This is a genomic window from Rhodanobacteraceae bacterium, assembly GCA_016713135.1.
Lineage (GTDB): Bacteria > Pseudomonadota > Gammaproteobacteria > Xanthomonadales > SZUA-5 > JADKFD01.
The window spans coordinates 1-14,950 of record JADJPR010000021.1 but is presented as its reverse complement, the minus strand read 5'-3'; the positions used below and the strand labels follow the sequence as shown (position 1 = coordinate 14,950).

The following is a 14,950-nucleotide window of genomic DNA, read 5'->3' as shown; positions in this document are numbered from 1 at the left end:
CGCGCGATACCCGGCAACGCCCGCCTGGGAGGTCAGCGCATCCATCTTCTGCGCGCGGCTGAGGTGCGCGGCAGCGGTCGATGGCGAGCACCGTGGCCTTCTTCGCGGCCAGTTGCTGCATCAGTTCCGGGTTCTACCGCCGGCCAGATGAAGCCGATCAGGGTGCCACCCTCGCGCAACGAGCCGACTTCCTCGGTGGTCGGAACGGCGACCTTGAGGACGATGTCGGACTCCGCCCACAGCACGCGGCGCGGCCTCCTACGACGATGCTGGCGCCCACAGCGCGCAGTAGCTATCGTCGCGCTGCAGTTAGCGCGGCATCGCCGGCGCCCGCTTCGACCGCGACCTTGAAGCCCAGCTTGATCAGCTTCTCGATACTCCGGGGACGGTCGCGACGCCTTTTCGCCTCCGACGATCTCTCTTGGAACTCCGATGATCAGTGACATTCGGTTCTCCCTAACTCGTTTCGTCAGCATGGCAAAACGGTGCGGACTGCAAGCGCCAGGCGCAACACGAGAACTCGCCGGATCGATGACGGGTGGCGGCGCGCCCGGGCAGACCGGCAGCCCAGGAACTACACGGCGCTGGAGCAGCAGGAACCCCCACGATTCCGCCCTCGATCGATCCCGGTTATTGCCGCGGGGTCCATCGATCTTCACGGGTCTGCCACCCACGGCGACAGCATCCCAAGCGCGCCGAGGCCTCAACCAGCCTGGACTGGGGATGCGGATGGCCGATGCCAGAAGCAGGACGCAGAGAGCGGGCGGAAGAGCGGAAGAACGCAGCCCAGAACACCTTCGAGCAGGGTCGCCGGATCTCGCCAAACTTTCCCTGCGTTTTTCACCGAACATGCCACAGGTTGTTGAATTCATATGAAATTTTCTTCCTGCGCCAGAACGACGACCTGTAGATTGAGTACGCAAAGGACGCAACGATGCAAAGACCTCAAGTGCCGGGGGACCTTAACGCTGTATCGTGTTGATCTTCTTTGCGTCCTTTGCGTCCTTTGCGTCCAGATACAGTCCGCGATCTTGCGAGAGTCAGCGGTTCGCTGCGCGGAACAAGCGCACCGGCAGGGCCACTGGGACTTTCCCGAGTCCCCGAGTCGGCAGTCCCGGGCCCCATCGACGTAGAGACTCCGCGCATCGCCGCGCAACCCTGCCGCCATGAGCATCGAAACCCGCCTGCACCCACTGACCTCGCGCCGCTCCCGACGCCGGCCAAGCTGCTCGGCTGCCGCCCCCACCGAGATCGAACTGCGCGCGCTGGTCGAGGCCGCAGTGCGCGTGTCGGACCATGAAATTGCAACCGTGGCGGCTGCTCACGACGGAGCGCTGCCGGTCCGGCCTCGGAAGCCCCTGGTGGCGCTACGAGGCGCGCGCGCGGCGAACTCGACGGATCCACCCGCGCCAAGGACTTGAACCGCTTCGCGCATGCGCCGCTGTCGCTGGTGGTCATCGCAAGGATCACGCCCGGGCACACAAGATCCCGGAGGTGGAGCAAGCTCCTGTCCGCCGGCGCTTTGGCGCAGAACCTGCTGATTGCCTCCTGCGCACTCGGCTACGGCGCCCAGTGGGTCACCGTTGGCCAGCACACGATGCGCAGGCCACGCGCCTGCTCGGCCTCTCGGAGCAAACGAGCGTGTGGTGGCCTTCATCCATGTCGGCACGCCGAAGGCGGACGTCCCGACCGGGGAGCGCCCGCGCTACGAGCAGATCGTCATCGACTGGCGGCCGTCCGACATGCCAGCATCGTGATGGGCGGGAACGGCGATCGCGCCTCGTCGATGCCATCTCCCCACATCTTCCGCTCCTGGCATGCATTGCCGCCGGACTGGCGCGATCGCGAGGGCTGGCCGACTTATGCGGGCGGGGGCTTCGCCAGCTTTCCCGTGCTGCAGCTGCTCGAACACCTGCGACCGAAGTACCTCGCCGTCTGCTTGGAGCGAATCCCTGGGCAGCGGCTTTCGCCAGCAAAATCTACCTGGCCTACAAGGCCAATCGCGGACCGCCCGACGGGGCGCGCTGTTGCGCCGCCAGTTCGCGCACTGCCGCGCGATCGCGCGGCACCTCGGCGCCAGCACGCACGCGGGATGCCCGCTTCGAAGCCGACGATTTGATCGGATCGCTGGCGCGCGTGGCGCGCGCACGCACGGGCACCCGGTCCTGGTCATCGGCCGACAAGGACCTGACCCAGTTGCTGGGGTGAAGGCGACGAACAATGGGATTTCGGGCGCGACCGTCGCTTCGATCGCAAAGCGGTCAAGGAGCGCTTCGGCGTGCGGCCTGAGCAAATGGCCGATCTGCTCGCACTGGCCGGCGACCCGATCGACAACATCCCCGGCGTGCGCGGCATCGGGCAGTTGGGTGCCGCCCGGCTGCTGCAGCATTTCGGAGATCTCGACGAGATCTACCGGCGCATCGATGAAGTCGAGAGAATCGGTATTCGGGGTGCAAGGCGCTGCAGGCCAGACTTAAGGCACAACGTGAGCAGGCCTATCTGTCGCGACGCCTGAGTGCCATCCATTGCGAGGCACCGGTGCCAGCGGACCTTGCCGCTTGAAGCCGCGGGCGCCCGACCTGGACGCCCTGCGCACGCTCTTCGACAACCTGGGATTCGGCCCGCTTCCTGCGCCGGCGTGCCGAGGCCATCGCGGCCCGCCACGCCGGCGCGGCATGACCCCCGGCGCTTACTTCGCCGGAGCGCCCAATGGCCACCCTTCACGGCCGTCTCCCCAGGCGAATCGTGCCGACGCTTTGTACAGCACGCGATCTTCCGGCAGCACGCCTTCCATCGGCTTGCCATCCGCTGCGTAGACGTCACGCTGACTGTTGGCGATGAAGTAGTCATCGCCGACCAACGTGCCGAAGGTCGGCATCACCAGTTCGTCCTTGTTCGCTTCCAGCGGCTGGACGCCCACGACGGAGACGCGGTCGTCACCGAGCTTGATGCGAATGACGCGGGTGGGAATGGTGCCGTTCTGCACGGCGATCAGTTGGCCCTGGTAGTAGCTCAGGCCGTCGATGCCACCCAGATTCTGCAAGTCCATCGCCAGCTCGCGGATCTCGCTCTTGCTGAGGTCCGCGACACGCAATCCCAGTTCATAGTCCACAAAGTAGAGGTACCGCTGGTCCGGACTCACCGCCAGACCACGCAGGCTGGTCGATCCGGGTACCGCGAACAACGTGCGCATCTCGCCGCCCTGGACCTGGTAGACCACGTTCGAAATCGCGTCGGTGGCGTAGACCGTCCCGTTGGCGGCAACCGTGATCGCGCCGAACATCCGTGGGGTCTCACCGGGTGCCATCGGATAGGCTTCGAGGATCTTGCCACTCGCCAGATCGAACTTCAGCAGCGCCGCACCGCCGAGTTCCTCTGGGCGGTGCTTCTCATACTGCGGCGCCCCGGCCGTTCCCACCCACAGGAAACCGCGGGCGTCGTCCACGGCGAGCGCAAAAACTGGAAGACCTGGGTGTTGCGGATCGGGTCGAAATCCTTGTCCGCCTCCGGGTTCAACGCCAGCCCTTGTTTCTGAACCTGGATCAGCAGGGTTGTATGCCTTGGTCTTCTGATCCTGCATCGCGTACGCCTCCGACAGCCGGTACAGGAAGGTCGGACCGTAGGGGCGCAACTTCAGCAGGCGCTCCATGGCATAGGTGTATCGACGCAAATCCTTGTTGCCCTTCCACTCGTCAGCGCGGCGCATCAACTCGTTGATGATATCGCTGGATCTTTGCCAGCTCGACCTCGGTATCGGTGGGCAACGGCGGCGGTGCCTGACGCAAGGCCTGGGCGGACACCGAGGAGGCTGCGCACCAGAGCGCGGCAGCGGACAGGCTGATCAGCAGAGTCTTGGAGTTCATGGATCCGGTTCGAAAGTGACTGCAGACGAAGGAAAGGCACGCGTCGCGCTGGAGACGAGCGGCGGCAATGGCATTATCGCGGGTTGCAAGCTGACTCTCGACCACAGCAAAAGTTCCCGCCCATGTCCCAACAGTCTTCGCAGGTCCTTCACGCCGGCCATCACCTTCGCCTGTGTCGGCGCGGGAACTGGGAGTACGCGGAGCGACTGAACCCCCAGGGTGCGGTTGTGATCGTGGCGATCACGCCCGCGGAGACCGTCCTCATGGTCGAGCAATATCGCATCCCGATCCAGTCGCGTACCCTGGAGTTTCCGGCGGGCCTGATCGGCGATGAGAGCGCCTTCGCCGACGAGTCTTGGCGCGAAAGCGCCCAGCGGGAATTGCTGGAGGAAACCGGCTGGCAGGCCGAACACATCGAGTCGATCATGGCCGGTCCCAGCTCTGCGGGCATGACCACCGAGGTCATGCATTTCGTGCGCGCCACCGGCCTCACGCGCGTGCACGCGGGCGGCGGTGCCGGGGACGAGAACATCACGGTGCACGAGGTACCGCGCGCCGGCGTCGCCGCTTCGTCGCCGAGCGCATGGCCGAAGGCTACGCCGTGGATCCAAAGGTCTACGCCGGCATCTACTTCCTGGAGCGCGACGCCCGCGGTGAGCCGCACGCGCGTGACTGACCACGACCGGATCGCCGACGCCCTCGCCACCGACCGCTGGCTGGTGGTGGGCGACTGGCTCGACACGCACTTGCGGCAGGCACTGCTCGACACCGCCAGGTCGCGCGCCGCCGCAGGCGTCTGACCCCGGCGCGCGCGTGGGCCGCGGCAATGCCACCCTGCGCACAACCGAGGTACGCGGTGATTCGATCCAGTGGCTGGAACCGGACGATCCGGCGCCGTGCGTCGGCGTCCTCCTGGCGCGCCTGGAAGGCCTGCGCTCCGCACTGAATGAGCGCCTGTACCTGGGCTTGATTGCGAGCGAAGCGCATTTTGCCCACTATCCACCAGGAGGCGCCTACCGCCGCCACCTCGACCGTTTCCGCGACGAGGACGCGCGCGCAGTCTCCGCCGTGATCCACCTCGGCGACCCCTGGCAACCGCGTTTTGGTGGCGAGTTGCGCATCTACCTGGAAGGCCCGGACGGCGAGGTCTCGATCGACATCGCACCGGAACCCGGGCAACTGGTGCTGTTCCTGAGCGGCGAAATCGAACACGAGGTACTGGCAACGCAACGAGATCGCTACAGCGTGGCGTGCTGGATGCGCCGGCGGACGGCGCGGACGCTGCCACTGTAGGGAATCCTCCGGACGCGTTGCGAGTCAGGTTCTGCGGCCGCCAGGGGCAATCCGATGGCCCATCCGACCGCCGCTCCGCGGGCGCACCTGGCCACCTCGTCGGTCGGTTCCGCCCCCCATGAACAGCGGTTCCCCGGCGCCGCGCGCCAAACGTCGCCCAATCCGTGTCCGAAAAAGTCCCGATCGATCAAGCCATTGGCGGCGCTCGCGCCCCTTCCTGCGCCCCCTATCGCGGCCCGATCGCAGGCGCCCTGGGCTTCCTGCTGGTGGCATCGGTGGCCTCGCTGTCCCTGCCGAGCGCGATCGGGCAGATGATCGACCATGGTTTCTCCAAGGCGAATGCGGCCTATGTAGACCGCTATTTCCTTGCCCTGCTCGGGGTGGCGTTGGTGCTGGCGATCGGCACCGCGGCACGCTTTTACTTCGTCACCCGGCTGGGCGAGCAGGTCATGGCGGACCTGCGCCGCGCGGTCTACGACCACCTGCTCAGGCTCGAGCAGTCCTTCTACGAGACCACGCGCACCGGCGAGTTGCTCAGCCGGCTGACCGCGGATACCGAGTTGATCCAGACCGTGGTGGGCTCCAGCGCGTCGGTGGCGCTGCGCAGCCTGGTCACGCTGACCGGATCGATGATCATGCTGGTGGTGACCAGCCCGCGGCTGTCGCTGCTGATCGTGCTCGGCATCCCGCTGGTGGTGGCGCCGATCCTGATTTTCGGTCGTCGCGTGGAAAAACTCTCGCGCGAGAGCCAGGACCGCATCGCCGATTCGTCGGCGATTGCCGGCGAAACCTTCAATGCGATCCACACCGTGCAGGCGAATGTGGCCGAGGCGCGCGAGTCGACGCGCTTCGGCGATGCGGTGCGGCGCACCCTGGCCACGGCCAAGCGCCGCATTCGATGCGCGCCAGCCTGACGGCGGCGGTGATCGTGCTGGTGTTCGGCGCGGTCACGGTGGTGCTGTGGATCGGCGCCAAGCAGGTACTGGCGGGCACGCTGTCGGGCGGCGAACTTGGCCAGTTCGTGCTCTATGCGGTGATGGCAGCCGGCTCGGTGGGTGCGGTCAGCGAGGTCTGGGGCGATGTGCAGCGCGCATCCGGCGCCATGGGCCGGCTCGCCGAACTGCTGCAGATGACGCCAAAGATCGCCGATCCCGCTACTCCGGACGCGGCGCCGACTGCGATCCGGGAATCGATCCGCTTCGACGGAGTCGGCTTCCGCTATCCCTCGCGCCCGGACACGCCGGCGCTGAGTGGCATCGACCTCGAAATCCGTGCCGGCGAGACCGTTGCCCTGGTCGGACCGTCCGGTGCCGGCAAGAGCACCTGTTCCAGTTGCTGCTGCGCTTCCACGATCCCGACCAGGGCTGCATCCGGGTGGACGGCGTGGACCTGCGCGAACTACGCGTCGCTGACCTGCGCCGCCTGTTCGCCCTGGTGCCGCAGGATCCGGTGATCTTCGGCACCAGCGCGCTGGAGAACATCCGCTACGGCCGGCCCGAAGCCAGCCGCGAGGAAGTGGAAGCCGCCGCCCGCGCGGCCGAGGCCTGGGACTTCCTGTCGCGCGCTGCCGCAGGGCTGGACACGTATCTTGGCGAGCGCGGCGTGCGCCTCTCGGGCGGCCAGCAGCAGCGTGTGGTGATCGCCCGCGCGCTGCTGCGCGACGCCTCGATCCTGCTGCTCGACGAGGCCACCAGCGCGCTCGACGCGCAGAGCGAGCGCGCCGTGCAGCACGCGCTGGAACACCTGATGGCCGGTCGCACCTCGCTGGTGATCGCGCACCGCCTGGCCACGGTAAAGAAGGCCGACCGCATCGTCGTGCTCGACGCGGGTCGCATCGTCGCTCAGGGCAGCCACGAGGAACTGCTCGCCCAGGGCGGCCTGTACGCGGAACTGGCGCGCTTGCAGCTCGTTTGAGGTTCGGGCCGTTGCCCGGACGGACCAAAAGAGCGTTTGACGCAAAGGGCGCAAAGGGGAATGCAAGGGCGCAAAGAGAAGCCGGTCAGGTGTTCTGGGCGTCCTGCGCTGACGCTGGTCATTGCAACCAGTGTGATTGCCTGGTCGCCATCGATCTCAACGCAGGCCGTACGGCGACCGTGGCTCTCCATTGCGCCCTTTGCGTCCTTTGCGGTAAGACGTCTCTCTGTTCAGTCCTTTTCCCGCCAATTCGGGTGCGCTCCCGCCTCAGGCGCGCGGATCGGTGGCGCACTTGACCTGGGCGCAATTGGGGAAGCGCACGCGCACGGTGGTTCCCTTGCCCGGCTCGCTCTCGAACTCGATGGGCCACTGGAAACGATCGGACAGGCGCTTGACGATGGTCAGGCCTACGCCGTGGCCGCCGCGGCGCCCGTGCTTGGCGCGGAAGAAGGGCTGGAAGATCTGCTGAGGTCCTCCTCCGACATGCCGACGCCGGTGTCCTCGACCGTCACCATGCCGAGTTCCACCGTGACCCGGACGTGGCCCTGGTCGGTGTGGGCCACCGCATTGCGGATCAGGTTGCCGATCAGCACCGCGACCACCTTGGAGGGCGCGTGCAGGCAGAACTGCGCACGCTCGACCAGCTCCAGCTTGATCGGCTTGTCGCCGACCAGCGCCTCGGCGCGCTCGATCTCGTCGTGCACCACCGAGTTGACGGCAAAATCGTCCGCCGGCAGAGCGTTCTCGGCCTCGCGCGCCATCAGCAGGGGCCTCGATCAGCGACTCCATGTCGCGCGCGGCGGCGGCGGCGATCCGCTGTGCGTTGCGCATGCCGTAGTCGTCAGTTGGCCGTCGCTGATGAGCACCTCGCTGGCCATCTTGATCACCGTCAGCGGCGTGCGCAGCTCGTGGCTGGCGTCGCGGGTGAAGATGCGCTCGCGCTCGACGAACTCGCCGATGCGCTTGCCGAAACCATAGATGGCCTCCGCGAGGGCCTGGGTCTCGCCCTCGATCTCCGGTGGCATGCGCTCAGGGGCCAGGGTGCTGAAGTCCGGATTCTTCGGGTCCCAGCCGCGCACTTCGCTGGCGAGCCAGATTACCGGTGAAATGGCGCGCCGCGACAGGCGGTAGGTAAGCCAGGTGGCGAGGTAGATGAACAGCAGCACCAGGGTCAGCGGAATCAGGCCGAAAACAGCGCGAGCTGGCGCGATGTGCGCCTGGTCGATCACCAGGAACAGCCGGCCCGGCTTGGCATCGGACACGAACACCAGCGCCCGGCTGCCGCCCTGCCGCAGGACGTGAAATCCGGGGCCGAGGCCACGCAGGTTGTCCGGAATCACCTCGTCGGTGTCGCCAGGCCGCTGCATGTAGCCCTTCATGTTGTGGGTATCCGGTGTCGGGTGCACCGGATTGCGTTCGAGCAACTGGACGTAGTGCGCAGTCTCCTCGCGCAGCGCGCGCTTGATCAGCACGTCTTCGAGCACCGCCGCGGCGGCGTAGACGCCGAGCACGGTACCGCAGGAGATGGCGGCCGCCTGCAGGATGAATGCGACACCGAGCTTGGCGCGCAGGCCGGAGGGTCTGGAATGAGGCATGGATCCGATCCAAGGTCGATTCGGGCGCCAGGCGGGTACCCGGCGATGCGTAGTCTGCCGTCCTGCGCCTGCAAAGCGCGCGAAGACCGGAACATCGGCCACACCGCAGGGGCATGCGCCAGCCGCGCTGCTCCGCGGCCATCCTTCTGCCTGCGAGACTCGCCATGGCCGGTTCCAGCCTGTTCGCGCTGCTGGACGACATCGCCACGCTGCTCGATGACGTCGCGGTGATGACCAAGGTCGCCGCGAAGAAGACCGCCGGCGTGCTCGGAGATGACCTCGCGCTCAACGCACAGCAGGTGGCAGGCGTGGCCTCGGAACGCGAGCTGCCGGTGGTCTGGGCGGTGGCCAAGGCTCGATGATCAACAAGGTGATCCTGGTGCCTGCAGCGCTGGCCATCAGCGCGGTCACGCCGTGGGCGATCATCCCGCTGCTGATGCTCGGCGGCCTGTTCCTCTGCTACGAGGGCGTGGAGAAGCTGGCGCACAAGTACCTGCACAGCCCGGCGGAAGACGCGCAGCATCACAAGGAACTGCTGCACGCGGTGGCCAATCGAAAGTGGACCTCGTGGCCTTCGAGAAAGAGAAGATCAAAGGCGCGGTGCGCACCGACTTCATTCTGTCGGCCGAGATCATCGTGATCACGCTCGGCAGCGTGGCCGCCGCGAGTTTCGGCAAGCAGGTCGCGGTGCTGTGCGCCATCGCCATCCTGATGACGGTGGGCGTTTACGGCCTGGTTGGCGCGATCGTCAAGCTGGACGACTTCGGCTACTACCTGAATCGGATGGAAGGCGCCGGCAAGGCGATCCAGCGCAAGCTCGGCGCGTTGATCCTGCGCGCGGCGCCGCTGCTGATGAAGTCGCTGTCGGTGCTCGGCACCGCGGCGATGTTCATGGTCGGCGGCGCGATCATCATCCATGGCGTGCCGGCGCTGCATCATTTCGTCGAACATGCGAGCGCGGTGGCCGGCGCCAGCGGCAGCGCGCTGAACCTGCTGACCGCAATCGCCCTGGAGGCCATCATCGGCATCATCGCAGGTGCGATCGTGCTCGCGATCGTGGGCCTGGGCAAGAAACTGTTCGGCAAGAAGGGCGCGGGCGCGCCGCCTTGGCTGGCGTTCCCTACTGGCGGCTGTCGGCGTTCTATTTCGCCTACCTCGGCGCGCTGGGCGCCTTTGCCCCCTATTTCGCGCCCTACCTGGAGACTCGCGGGCTCAGCGCCTGGCAGATCGGCGTGGTGATGAGCCTGTGGTATGGCTCGCGCGTGCTGGCGCCGTCGTTGTGGGGATCGGCCACGGCGCGCGCGGCCCGTCCGATCCTGTGGCTGCGTGCAGGCGCGCTGGCTACGCTGGCCTGCTTCGCGCTGTTCCTGCTGCCGCTCGGTTTTGCTGGCGTGGTGCTGGTGATGCTGGCCTATGCCAGCGTCTACAACGCGATCATGCCGCAGTTCGAGGCGCTCACGCTCGCGCGACTGGGCGAGCGCAAATCGGCCTACGGGCGCATCCGGGTGTGGGGATCCGTGGGCTTCGTGCTGGCCAACCTGGGCTTCGGCTGGCTGCTGCAGATCCTCGGCTACGGCTGGCTGGTCGCCACCCTGCTGCCGGTGTTCGCGCTGCTGGTGGCGGCCGCGTGGATCAACGACGACGCGCCGACGCTGGCAAAGGAGTCCGGCGGCGGCTTCCGCACCGATGTGCTGCCGCGCTGGCGCGAGCGTCCGCTCTGGATCTTCCTGGCCACTGCCCTGGCGATGCAGTTGAGCCACGGTGCCTTCTATGTGTTCCTGTCGCTGCACCTGGACCGGCACGGCTACGCGCCGCAGGCGGTGGGACTGATGTGGTCGATCGGCGTGATCGCCGAGATCGGCATGTTCCTGGTGATCCCGCGCCTGCAGGCGCCAGAGTCGATCCCGCGGCGGCTGATGGTCGTTTGTTTCGCCATCGGCAGCCTGCGCTGGGTGGTCACCGCGATGCTGCCGCACTACCCGCTGGCGATCGGCCTGGCGCAGCTCGGGCATGCCTTCACTTTCGCCGCTTTCCACAGCACCAGCATGCAGGCGATCAGCCAGTTCTTTCCCGGGCGGACCGGCGTGCATGGTCAGGGCTTGCTGTACGGGTTCAGCTCAGGCCTCGGCGGCGTACTCGGCCATTCGCTGGCGGGCGCCCTGTGGGAACTCGGCGATGGCCGTGCGAGCTTTCTTGGCGCCGCGGCGATCTCTGGCCGGGGCGCTGCTCGCATCACGGGTGAGCCTGCCAAGGCGCGACGCGCACGAATGTTGACGATTTCGAATCACCCCGTTCGATATATGCGATCAATCGCCGCGACTCCCATTCAGACCCATACCTGGCCGTAGGGTCAGGCTCTCGCGGATCTGGCCGTTCGTCTGATTTTTCGCGCCTTTGCCGCGATTTCCAGTCACATTTCGGCGCCCGCTGATGGATCGCACTAAACCTTGTGGTTCATGATGCATTCATCCGCCACATCTCGTGCCAGGAGAACCGCATGACGCTGAATCGGCGCGCGGCGGGGCGCCCCACCCTGCTCACCGCCACCCTCACCGGTCTGCTCGTGTCGACCTCGGCGCAATCGACGACCATCTTCCCGGTCAGAATCGACCGATGGCTTGGTCGCCGCGATCAACGCCGCCAATCAGACACCCGAAGCAGACATCATCACCCTGGAGCGTGGGCTGTACTCACTGGGCAAGGTGTACGCCGAGAACCAGAAGGCCGCGCTGCCGGAGATCACCACGCCGATCGTGATCCGCGGCAACGGCGCCGAACTGCGGCGCTATTCCAACAGCGATTTCCGCCTGTTCCATGTCGCCGAAACGGGTCATCTGCGACTCGAGCAGGTCATCCTCGCGGAAGGTTCGATGGGCTCGATCCGCAACCACGGCACCACCGAACTGCGCCGGGTGGCGCTGGTCGACAGCACCGCGCGCGGCGCCTCGGCCATCGTCGAGAACTACGGCGAGATGCGCCTGTCGCATTGCGAGATCAGCTTCAACACGGTGGCCGGCGCCTCGCGCGATGCCGGCACCATCGTCAACTGGGGCAAGCTCTGGCTGAATTCGACCACTTTCCAGGGCAACCAGCTCTCGCGCCGCTATGAAGGCGTCGCGCTGGCGTCCACCGTCCTGAACTACGGCACGGCGGACATCGAGGATGTGGTGATTGCCGAAAACGTGGCCGGCGATGTCGATACCGGCGGTGCGCCGCAGGCGCCGCTGGTGAACCTCGGCAACGGTCGGCTCGATTTGCGCCTGGTGCGCGAGCACGACAACCTGCCCGGCGAAGCCCTGGTGGCGCGCTCGCTGGCGCCCTGAGCCAGGGGAAGCGCTGGACGAGTCTCGCAACACGCCTGAAACGGAAGGCCGGCCATCTGCCGGCCTTTCGCGTTTGAGCAGCCTGTAATCTACCGATCCGTCCACGCGCAGGCCGCCCCGATGTCCGTCGGCACTCCCGAACCGCATCCGCTGATGACACTTGCCGGCCTGAGCCTGGTCGCCGCAGTGCTCATGTATTTCGGCGGTTCGGCCTGGACCGCGCCGCTGGAAATCCTCGTGGTGTTCTTCCACGAGTCCGCACACGCGGCGATGACTCTGCTGACTGGCGGCAAGGTCGTGGCGATGCAAGTCACGGTCGACCGCGGCGGCGAGGTGCTGAGCGCGGGCGGAAACCGCTTCCTGACCCTGAGCGCCGGCTACCTCGGCTCGCTGGTGATCGGCGCTGCGCTGCTGGTCGCCAGCAGCCGCAGCCGGCATGACCGCGCGATCCTCGCCAGCGTGGCGCTGTGCATGGCGCTCGCCACCGTGCTTTTCATGCGCAATGCCTTCGGGCTCGCCTACGGCATCGGCATGGCCGCCGCGATGCTGGCCATCGCCCGCTGGCTACCGCCGGTCGCCAGCGACTATTCGCTGCGCTTGATCGGCGTGATGAGCCTGCTGTACGTGCCACGCGACATCTTCAGCGACACCATCGAACGCTCGCACCTGCGCTCGGACGCGCGCATGTTGGCCGAGGAGATCGGCGGCACCACCTGGCTGTGGGGCGGGATCTGGCTCGTGGTGTCGCTGGTGATTTGCGTCATCGCGGTGCGCTGGAGCCTGGGCGGGCGGCGCGCCGATCCGGCGCCGCCGCCCTGAGGCTCACTTCTTCGCGGTGTCCTCGATCTTCTGGCCGGCCTTCTTGAGGTCCTTGCCCACGCCCTGCACGGTGTTGCAGGCGCTCAGCGACAGCAGCAGGCTCGCGGCCAGCAGCCAGATCCACGGACGCAGCTTGTTCATTGTCGGCTCTCCTTCGGGTCGGTTCGCGGTTCGAAACGGCGCGAAGTATAGGAACAGCGCGTCGGCATGCACGTGAACGGGTGCGCATGGGACGGCCTAGGGCGCACGATCCCCGCCGCTGCCGGCTGCCGCGCGGCCCAGCCGATCGTGCACCGCCGCCCAGTCCTCACCCACCGGCGGCAGCACCACCACGATGCGCGCGGCCGGGCCCGCATCCAGGCGACGCAGCGCGGCGTACAGCCCGCGGCCATAGCCGGCCGGGTCGGGCGGAAGCGATTCACCATTGCAGCCTTGCGGCAAGGGCCCGCTGACCAGCCATGCGATGTCGGCGCCCGCATCGCCGAGACAGCGCGCCACCTCGGATGGCGCCACCAGTTCGAGCGGCTTGCCGGGCGCGTAGTGCGCCGCGAGTCGCCCGCTCGCGCGCGGGCCTTCAGCATCCCCGGGGCGTGCCAGCGGACCAATCAGGGCTTCGATGGCGCTGGCCGCAATGCTGCCCGGGCGCAACAGCCGGGGCAGCGGCCCGCTCAGGTCGACGATGGTGGATTCCAGGCCAACCTCGCTCGGGCCGCCGTCGAGGATCTGCGCGATGCCTTGTGGGAACTCGTTGCGCACGTGTTCGGCGGTGGTCGGGCTGATGCGGCCGAAGCGGTTCGCGGAGGGTGCGGCCACGGCGCCGCCGAAAGCCCGCAGCAGCGCCTGCGCCACCGGATGCGACGGCACCCGCAGGCCCACCGTGTCCTGGCCACCGGTGATCACCGGATCGACCTGCGCCGACTTGCGCAGCACCAGCGTCAGCGGGCCGGGCCAGAACGCCTCTGCCAGCGCGCGCGCCGCTGGCGGCACCTCGCCTGCCCAGTCGCCCACCTGGTCCACGCTGGCCAGATGCACGATCAGCGGGTGATCCGCGGGACGTCCCTTGGCCGCGAAGATGCCGCGCACGGCGTCCGGATTGCGCGCATCCGCCGCCAGGCCGTAGACCGTCTCGGTCGGCATGCCCACGAGTTCGCCCCGACGCAAGGCCTCGACCGCAGCGGTGATGGGAGCAGGAATCGGCAAGGCGGCGGGGTCGCTACGAACGGGCGGCAAGCATAGAGAATTTCGCCGGGAACCATGCTCGTGGGCGCCCTCCGCGCGCATCAACACAAATCACTCCGATCCGCATTGACCTTGATCACAAACGGCGCCCAGAATCGGGCCACCCATCGCCAGGAGACGCCCAGGATGAAAGCCTCGGATTTGTTCGTGCGAGCGTTGGAAGCAGAGGGCGTCAAGTACGTCTTCGGCATTCCGGGAGAGGAGAACCTCGACTTCCTGGAATCGCTGCGCACCAGCAGCATCAAGCTGATCCTGACGCGCCACGAACAGGGCGCCGGCTTCATGGCGGCGACCTGGGGCCGCCTCACCGGCGAGGCCGGCGTGTGCCTGGCAACGCTCGGCCCCGGCGCCACCAACTTCGTGACTCCGGCCGCCTATGCCCAGCTCGGCGCCATGCCGATGCTCATGATCACCGGCCAGAAGCCGGTCAAGGCCAGCAAGCAGGGGCATTTCCAGATCGTCGACATCGTCGACATGATGAAACCGCTGACCAAGTACACGCGCCAGATCGTCGCCTCGGACAACATTCCGGCGCGCGTGCGCGAGGCCTTCCGCCGCGCCCATGAGGAGCGCCCCGGCGCCGTCCATCTGGAGCTGCCGGAGGACATCGCCGACGAGGAAACGGAAGTCCAGGTGCTCAAGGCCAGCCATGTGCGCCGGCCGGTCGCGGACGAAAAGTCGATCGTCTACGCGGTGGAGGCGATCACCAACGCCAAGCGCCCGCTGCTGATGGTCGGCGCTGGTGCCAACCGCAAGACCACGTCGAAGATGCTGACCGAGTTCGTCGACAAGCTCGGCATTCCGTTCTTCACCACCCAGATGGGTAAGGGCGTGATCGACGAGGCGCACCCGCTGTGGCTCGGCAACGCCGCGCTCTCCGATGGCGACTTCGTGCACCGCGCGA

Annotated in this window: 13 protein-coding genes and 3 pseudogenes; 9 read left to right on the top strand and 7 right to left on the bottom strand. The window is 67.2% G+C overall.

Annotated elements, in window-relative coordinates; translation table 11 throughout:
• Positions 1-32: 32 nt before the first annotated feature.
• Complete coding sequence (locus tag IPK27_17930) at positions 33-245, bottom strand: hypothetical protein (GenBank protein ID MBK8069428.1); 213 nt, start codon at positions 243-245, stop codon at positions 33-35.
• A 921-nt stretch (positions 246-1,166) separates the two neighbouring features.
• On the opposite strand from IPK27_17930, the gene IPK27_17925 reads away from it, so the two are divergent.
• Both IPK27_17925 and IPK27_17920 read left to right on the top strand, forming a co-directional pair.
• Positions 1,167-1,421 carry a hypothetical protein gene (locus tag IPK27_17925; GenBank protein ID MBK8069427.1) on the top strand — a complete coding sequence of 85 codons (255 nt, stop codon included), beginning with the start codon at positions 1,167-1,169 and terminating at the stop codon, positions 1,419-1,421.
• 872 nt (positions 1,422-2,293) lie between these two features.
• Positions 2,294-2,515 (top strand): hypothetical protein, encoded by a 222-nt coding sequence (locus IPK27_17920; GenBank protein ID MBK8069426.1) that lies wholly within the window; start codon positions 2,294-2,296, stop codon positions 2,513-2,515.
• A gap of 174 nt (positions 2,516-2,689) precedes the next feature.
• Here the strand turns inward: IPK27_17920 and IPK27_17915 are convergent, their stop codons facing one another.
• Both IPK27_17915 and IPK27_17910 read right to left on the bottom strand, forming a co-directional pair.
• Positions 2,690-3,649, bottom strand: coding sequence for a hypothetical protein (locus tag IPK27_17915; GenBank protein MBK8069425.1), 960 nt, complete (start codon positions 3,647-3,649; stop codon positions 2,690-2,692).
• 43 nt (positions 3,650-3,692) lie between these two features.
• Positions 3,693-3,863 carry a hypothetical protein gene (locus tag IPK27_17910; GenBank protein MBK8069424.1) on the bottom strand — a complete coding sequence of 57 codons (171 nt, stop codon included), beginning with the start codon at positions 3,861-3,863 and terminating at the stop codon, positions 3,693-3,695.
• Between the two features lie 122 nt (positions 3,864-3,985).
• Here IPK27_17910 and IPK27_17905 point away from each other — a divergent pair.
• The 3 genes and pseudogenes from IPK27_17905 (at position 3,986) to IPK27_17895 (ending at position 7,070) form a co-directional block, all read left to right on the top strand.
• A pseudogene (locus IPK27_17905) lies at positions 3,986-4,539 on the top strand (NUDIX hydrolase).
• Positions 4,536-5,156 (top strand): 2OG-Fe(II) oxygenase, encoded by a 621-nt coding sequence (locus tag IPK27_17900; protein MBK8069423.1) that lies wholly within the window; start codon positions 4,536-4,538, stop codon positions 5,154-5,156. The pseudogene IPK27_17905 and the gene IPK27_17900 overlap by 4 nt, the downstream one beginning before the upstream one ends.
• Before the next feature lie 311 nt (positions 5,157-5,467).
• Positions 5,468-7,070 (top strand): annotated as a pseudogene (locus IPK27_17895) (ATP-binding cassette domain-containing protein).
• Positions 7,071-7,477: 407 nt separating this feature from the next.
• On the opposite strand, the gene IPK27_17890 reads toward IPK27_17895, so the two are convergent.
• Together IPK27_17890 and IPK27_17885 are read right to left on the bottom strand one after the other, a co-directional pair.
• Positions 7,478-7,831, bottom strand: a complete 354-nt coding sequence (locus IPK27_17890; GenBank protein ID MBK8069422.1) for a HAMP domain-containing histidine kinase — start codon at positions 7,829-7,831, stop codon at positions 7,478-7,480.
• A gap of 15 nt (positions 7,832-7,846) precedes the next feature.
• Complete coding sequence (locus IPK27_17885; protein ID MBK8069421.1) at positions 7,847-8,665, bottom strand: hypothetical protein; 819 nt, start codon at positions 8,663-8,665, stop codon at positions 7,847-7,849.
• A 164-nt stretch (positions 8,666-8,829) separates the two neighbouring features.
• On the opposite strand from IPK27_17885, the pseudogene IPK27_17880 reads away from it, so the two are divergent.
• From IPK27_17880 to IPK27_17870, 3 genes and pseudogenes are all read left to right on the top strand, one after another.
• Positions 8,830-9,904, top strand: a pseudogene (locus tag IPK27_17880) (DUF808 domain-containing protein).
• Between the two features lie 1,379 nt (positions 9,905-11,283).
• The gene (locus IPK27_17875) at positions 11,284-11,988 is read left to right on the top strand and encodes a hypothetical protein (protein MBK8069420.1); all 705 of its coding nucleotides are present in this window, start codon (positions 11,284-11,286) and stop codon (positions 11,986-11,988) included.
• A 153-nt stretch (positions 11,989-12,141) separates the two neighbouring features.
• Positions 12,142-12,807 (top strand): M50 family metallopeptidase, encoded by a 666-nt coding sequence (locus IPK27_17870; GenBank protein MBK8069419.1) that lies wholly within the window; start codon positions 12,142-12,144, stop codon positions 12,805-12,807.
• A 3-nt stretch (positions 12,808-12,810) separates the two neighbouring features.
• Here the strand turns inward: IPK27_17870 and IPK27_17865 are convergent, their stop codons facing one another.
• Positions 12,811-12,948 carry an entericidin A/B family lipoprotein gene (locus tag IPK27_17865; protein MBK8069418.1) on the bottom strand — a complete coding sequence of 46 codons (138 nt, stop codon included), beginning with the start codon at positions 12,946-12,948 and terminating at the stop codon, positions 12,811-12,813.
• 96 nt (positions 12,949-13,044) lie between these two features.
• Positions 13,045-14,088, bottom strand: a complete 1,044-nt coding sequence (locus IPK27_17860; GenBank protein MBK8069417.1) for a threonylcarbamoyl-AMP synthase — start codon at positions 14,086-14,088, stop codon at positions 13,045-13,047.
• Positions 14,089-14,172: 84 nt separating this feature from the next.
• On the opposite strand from IPK27_17860, the gene IPK27_17855 reads away from it, so the two are divergent.
• The coding region (locus IPK27_17855) for an acetolactate synthase large subunit (protein ID MBK8069416.1) at positions 14,173-14,950 on the top strand (778 nt) is incomplete at its 3' end.

Excerpts from the sequence above, each read along its gene's own strand:
- IPK27_17925 (MBK8069427.1), top strand. The coding sequence starts at position 1,167 with ATGAGCATCGAAACCCGCCTGCACCCACTGACCTCGCGCCGCTCCCGA.
- IPK27_17920 (MBK8069426.1), top strand. The coding sequence starts at position 2,294 with ATGGCCGATCTGCTCGCACTGGCCGGCGACCCGATCGACAACATCCCC.
- IPK27_17915 (MBK8069425.1), bottom strand. The coding sequence starts at position 3,649 with ATGGAGCGCCTGCTGAAGTTGCGCCCCTACGGTCCGACCTTCCTGTAC.
- IPK27_17910 (MBK8069424.1), bottom strand. The coding sequence starts at position 3,863 with ATGAACTCCAAGACTCTGCTGATCAGCCTGTCCGCTGCCGCGCTCTGG.
- IPK27_17890 (MBK8069422.1), bottom strand. The coding sequence starts at position 7,831 with ATGGCGCGCGAGGCCGAGAACGCTCTGCCGGCGGACGATTTTGCCGTC.
- IPK27_17885 (MBK8069421.1), bottom strand. The coding sequence starts at position 8,665 with ATGCCTCATTCCAGACCCTCCGGCCTGCGCGCCAAGCTCGGTGTCGCA.
- IPK27_17870 (MBK8069419.1), top strand. The coding sequence starts at position 12,142 with ATGACACTTGCCGGCCTGAGCCTGGTCGCCGCAGTGCTCATGTATTTC.
- IPK27_17865 (MBK8069418.1), bottom strand. The coding sequence starts at position 12,948 with ATGAACAAGCTGCGTCCGTGGATCTGGCTGCTGGCCGCGAGCCTGCTG.
- IPK27_17860 (MBK8069417.1), bottom strand. The coding sequence starts at position 14,088 with ATGCGCGCGGAGGGCGCCCACGAGCATGGTTCCCGGCGAAATTCTCTA.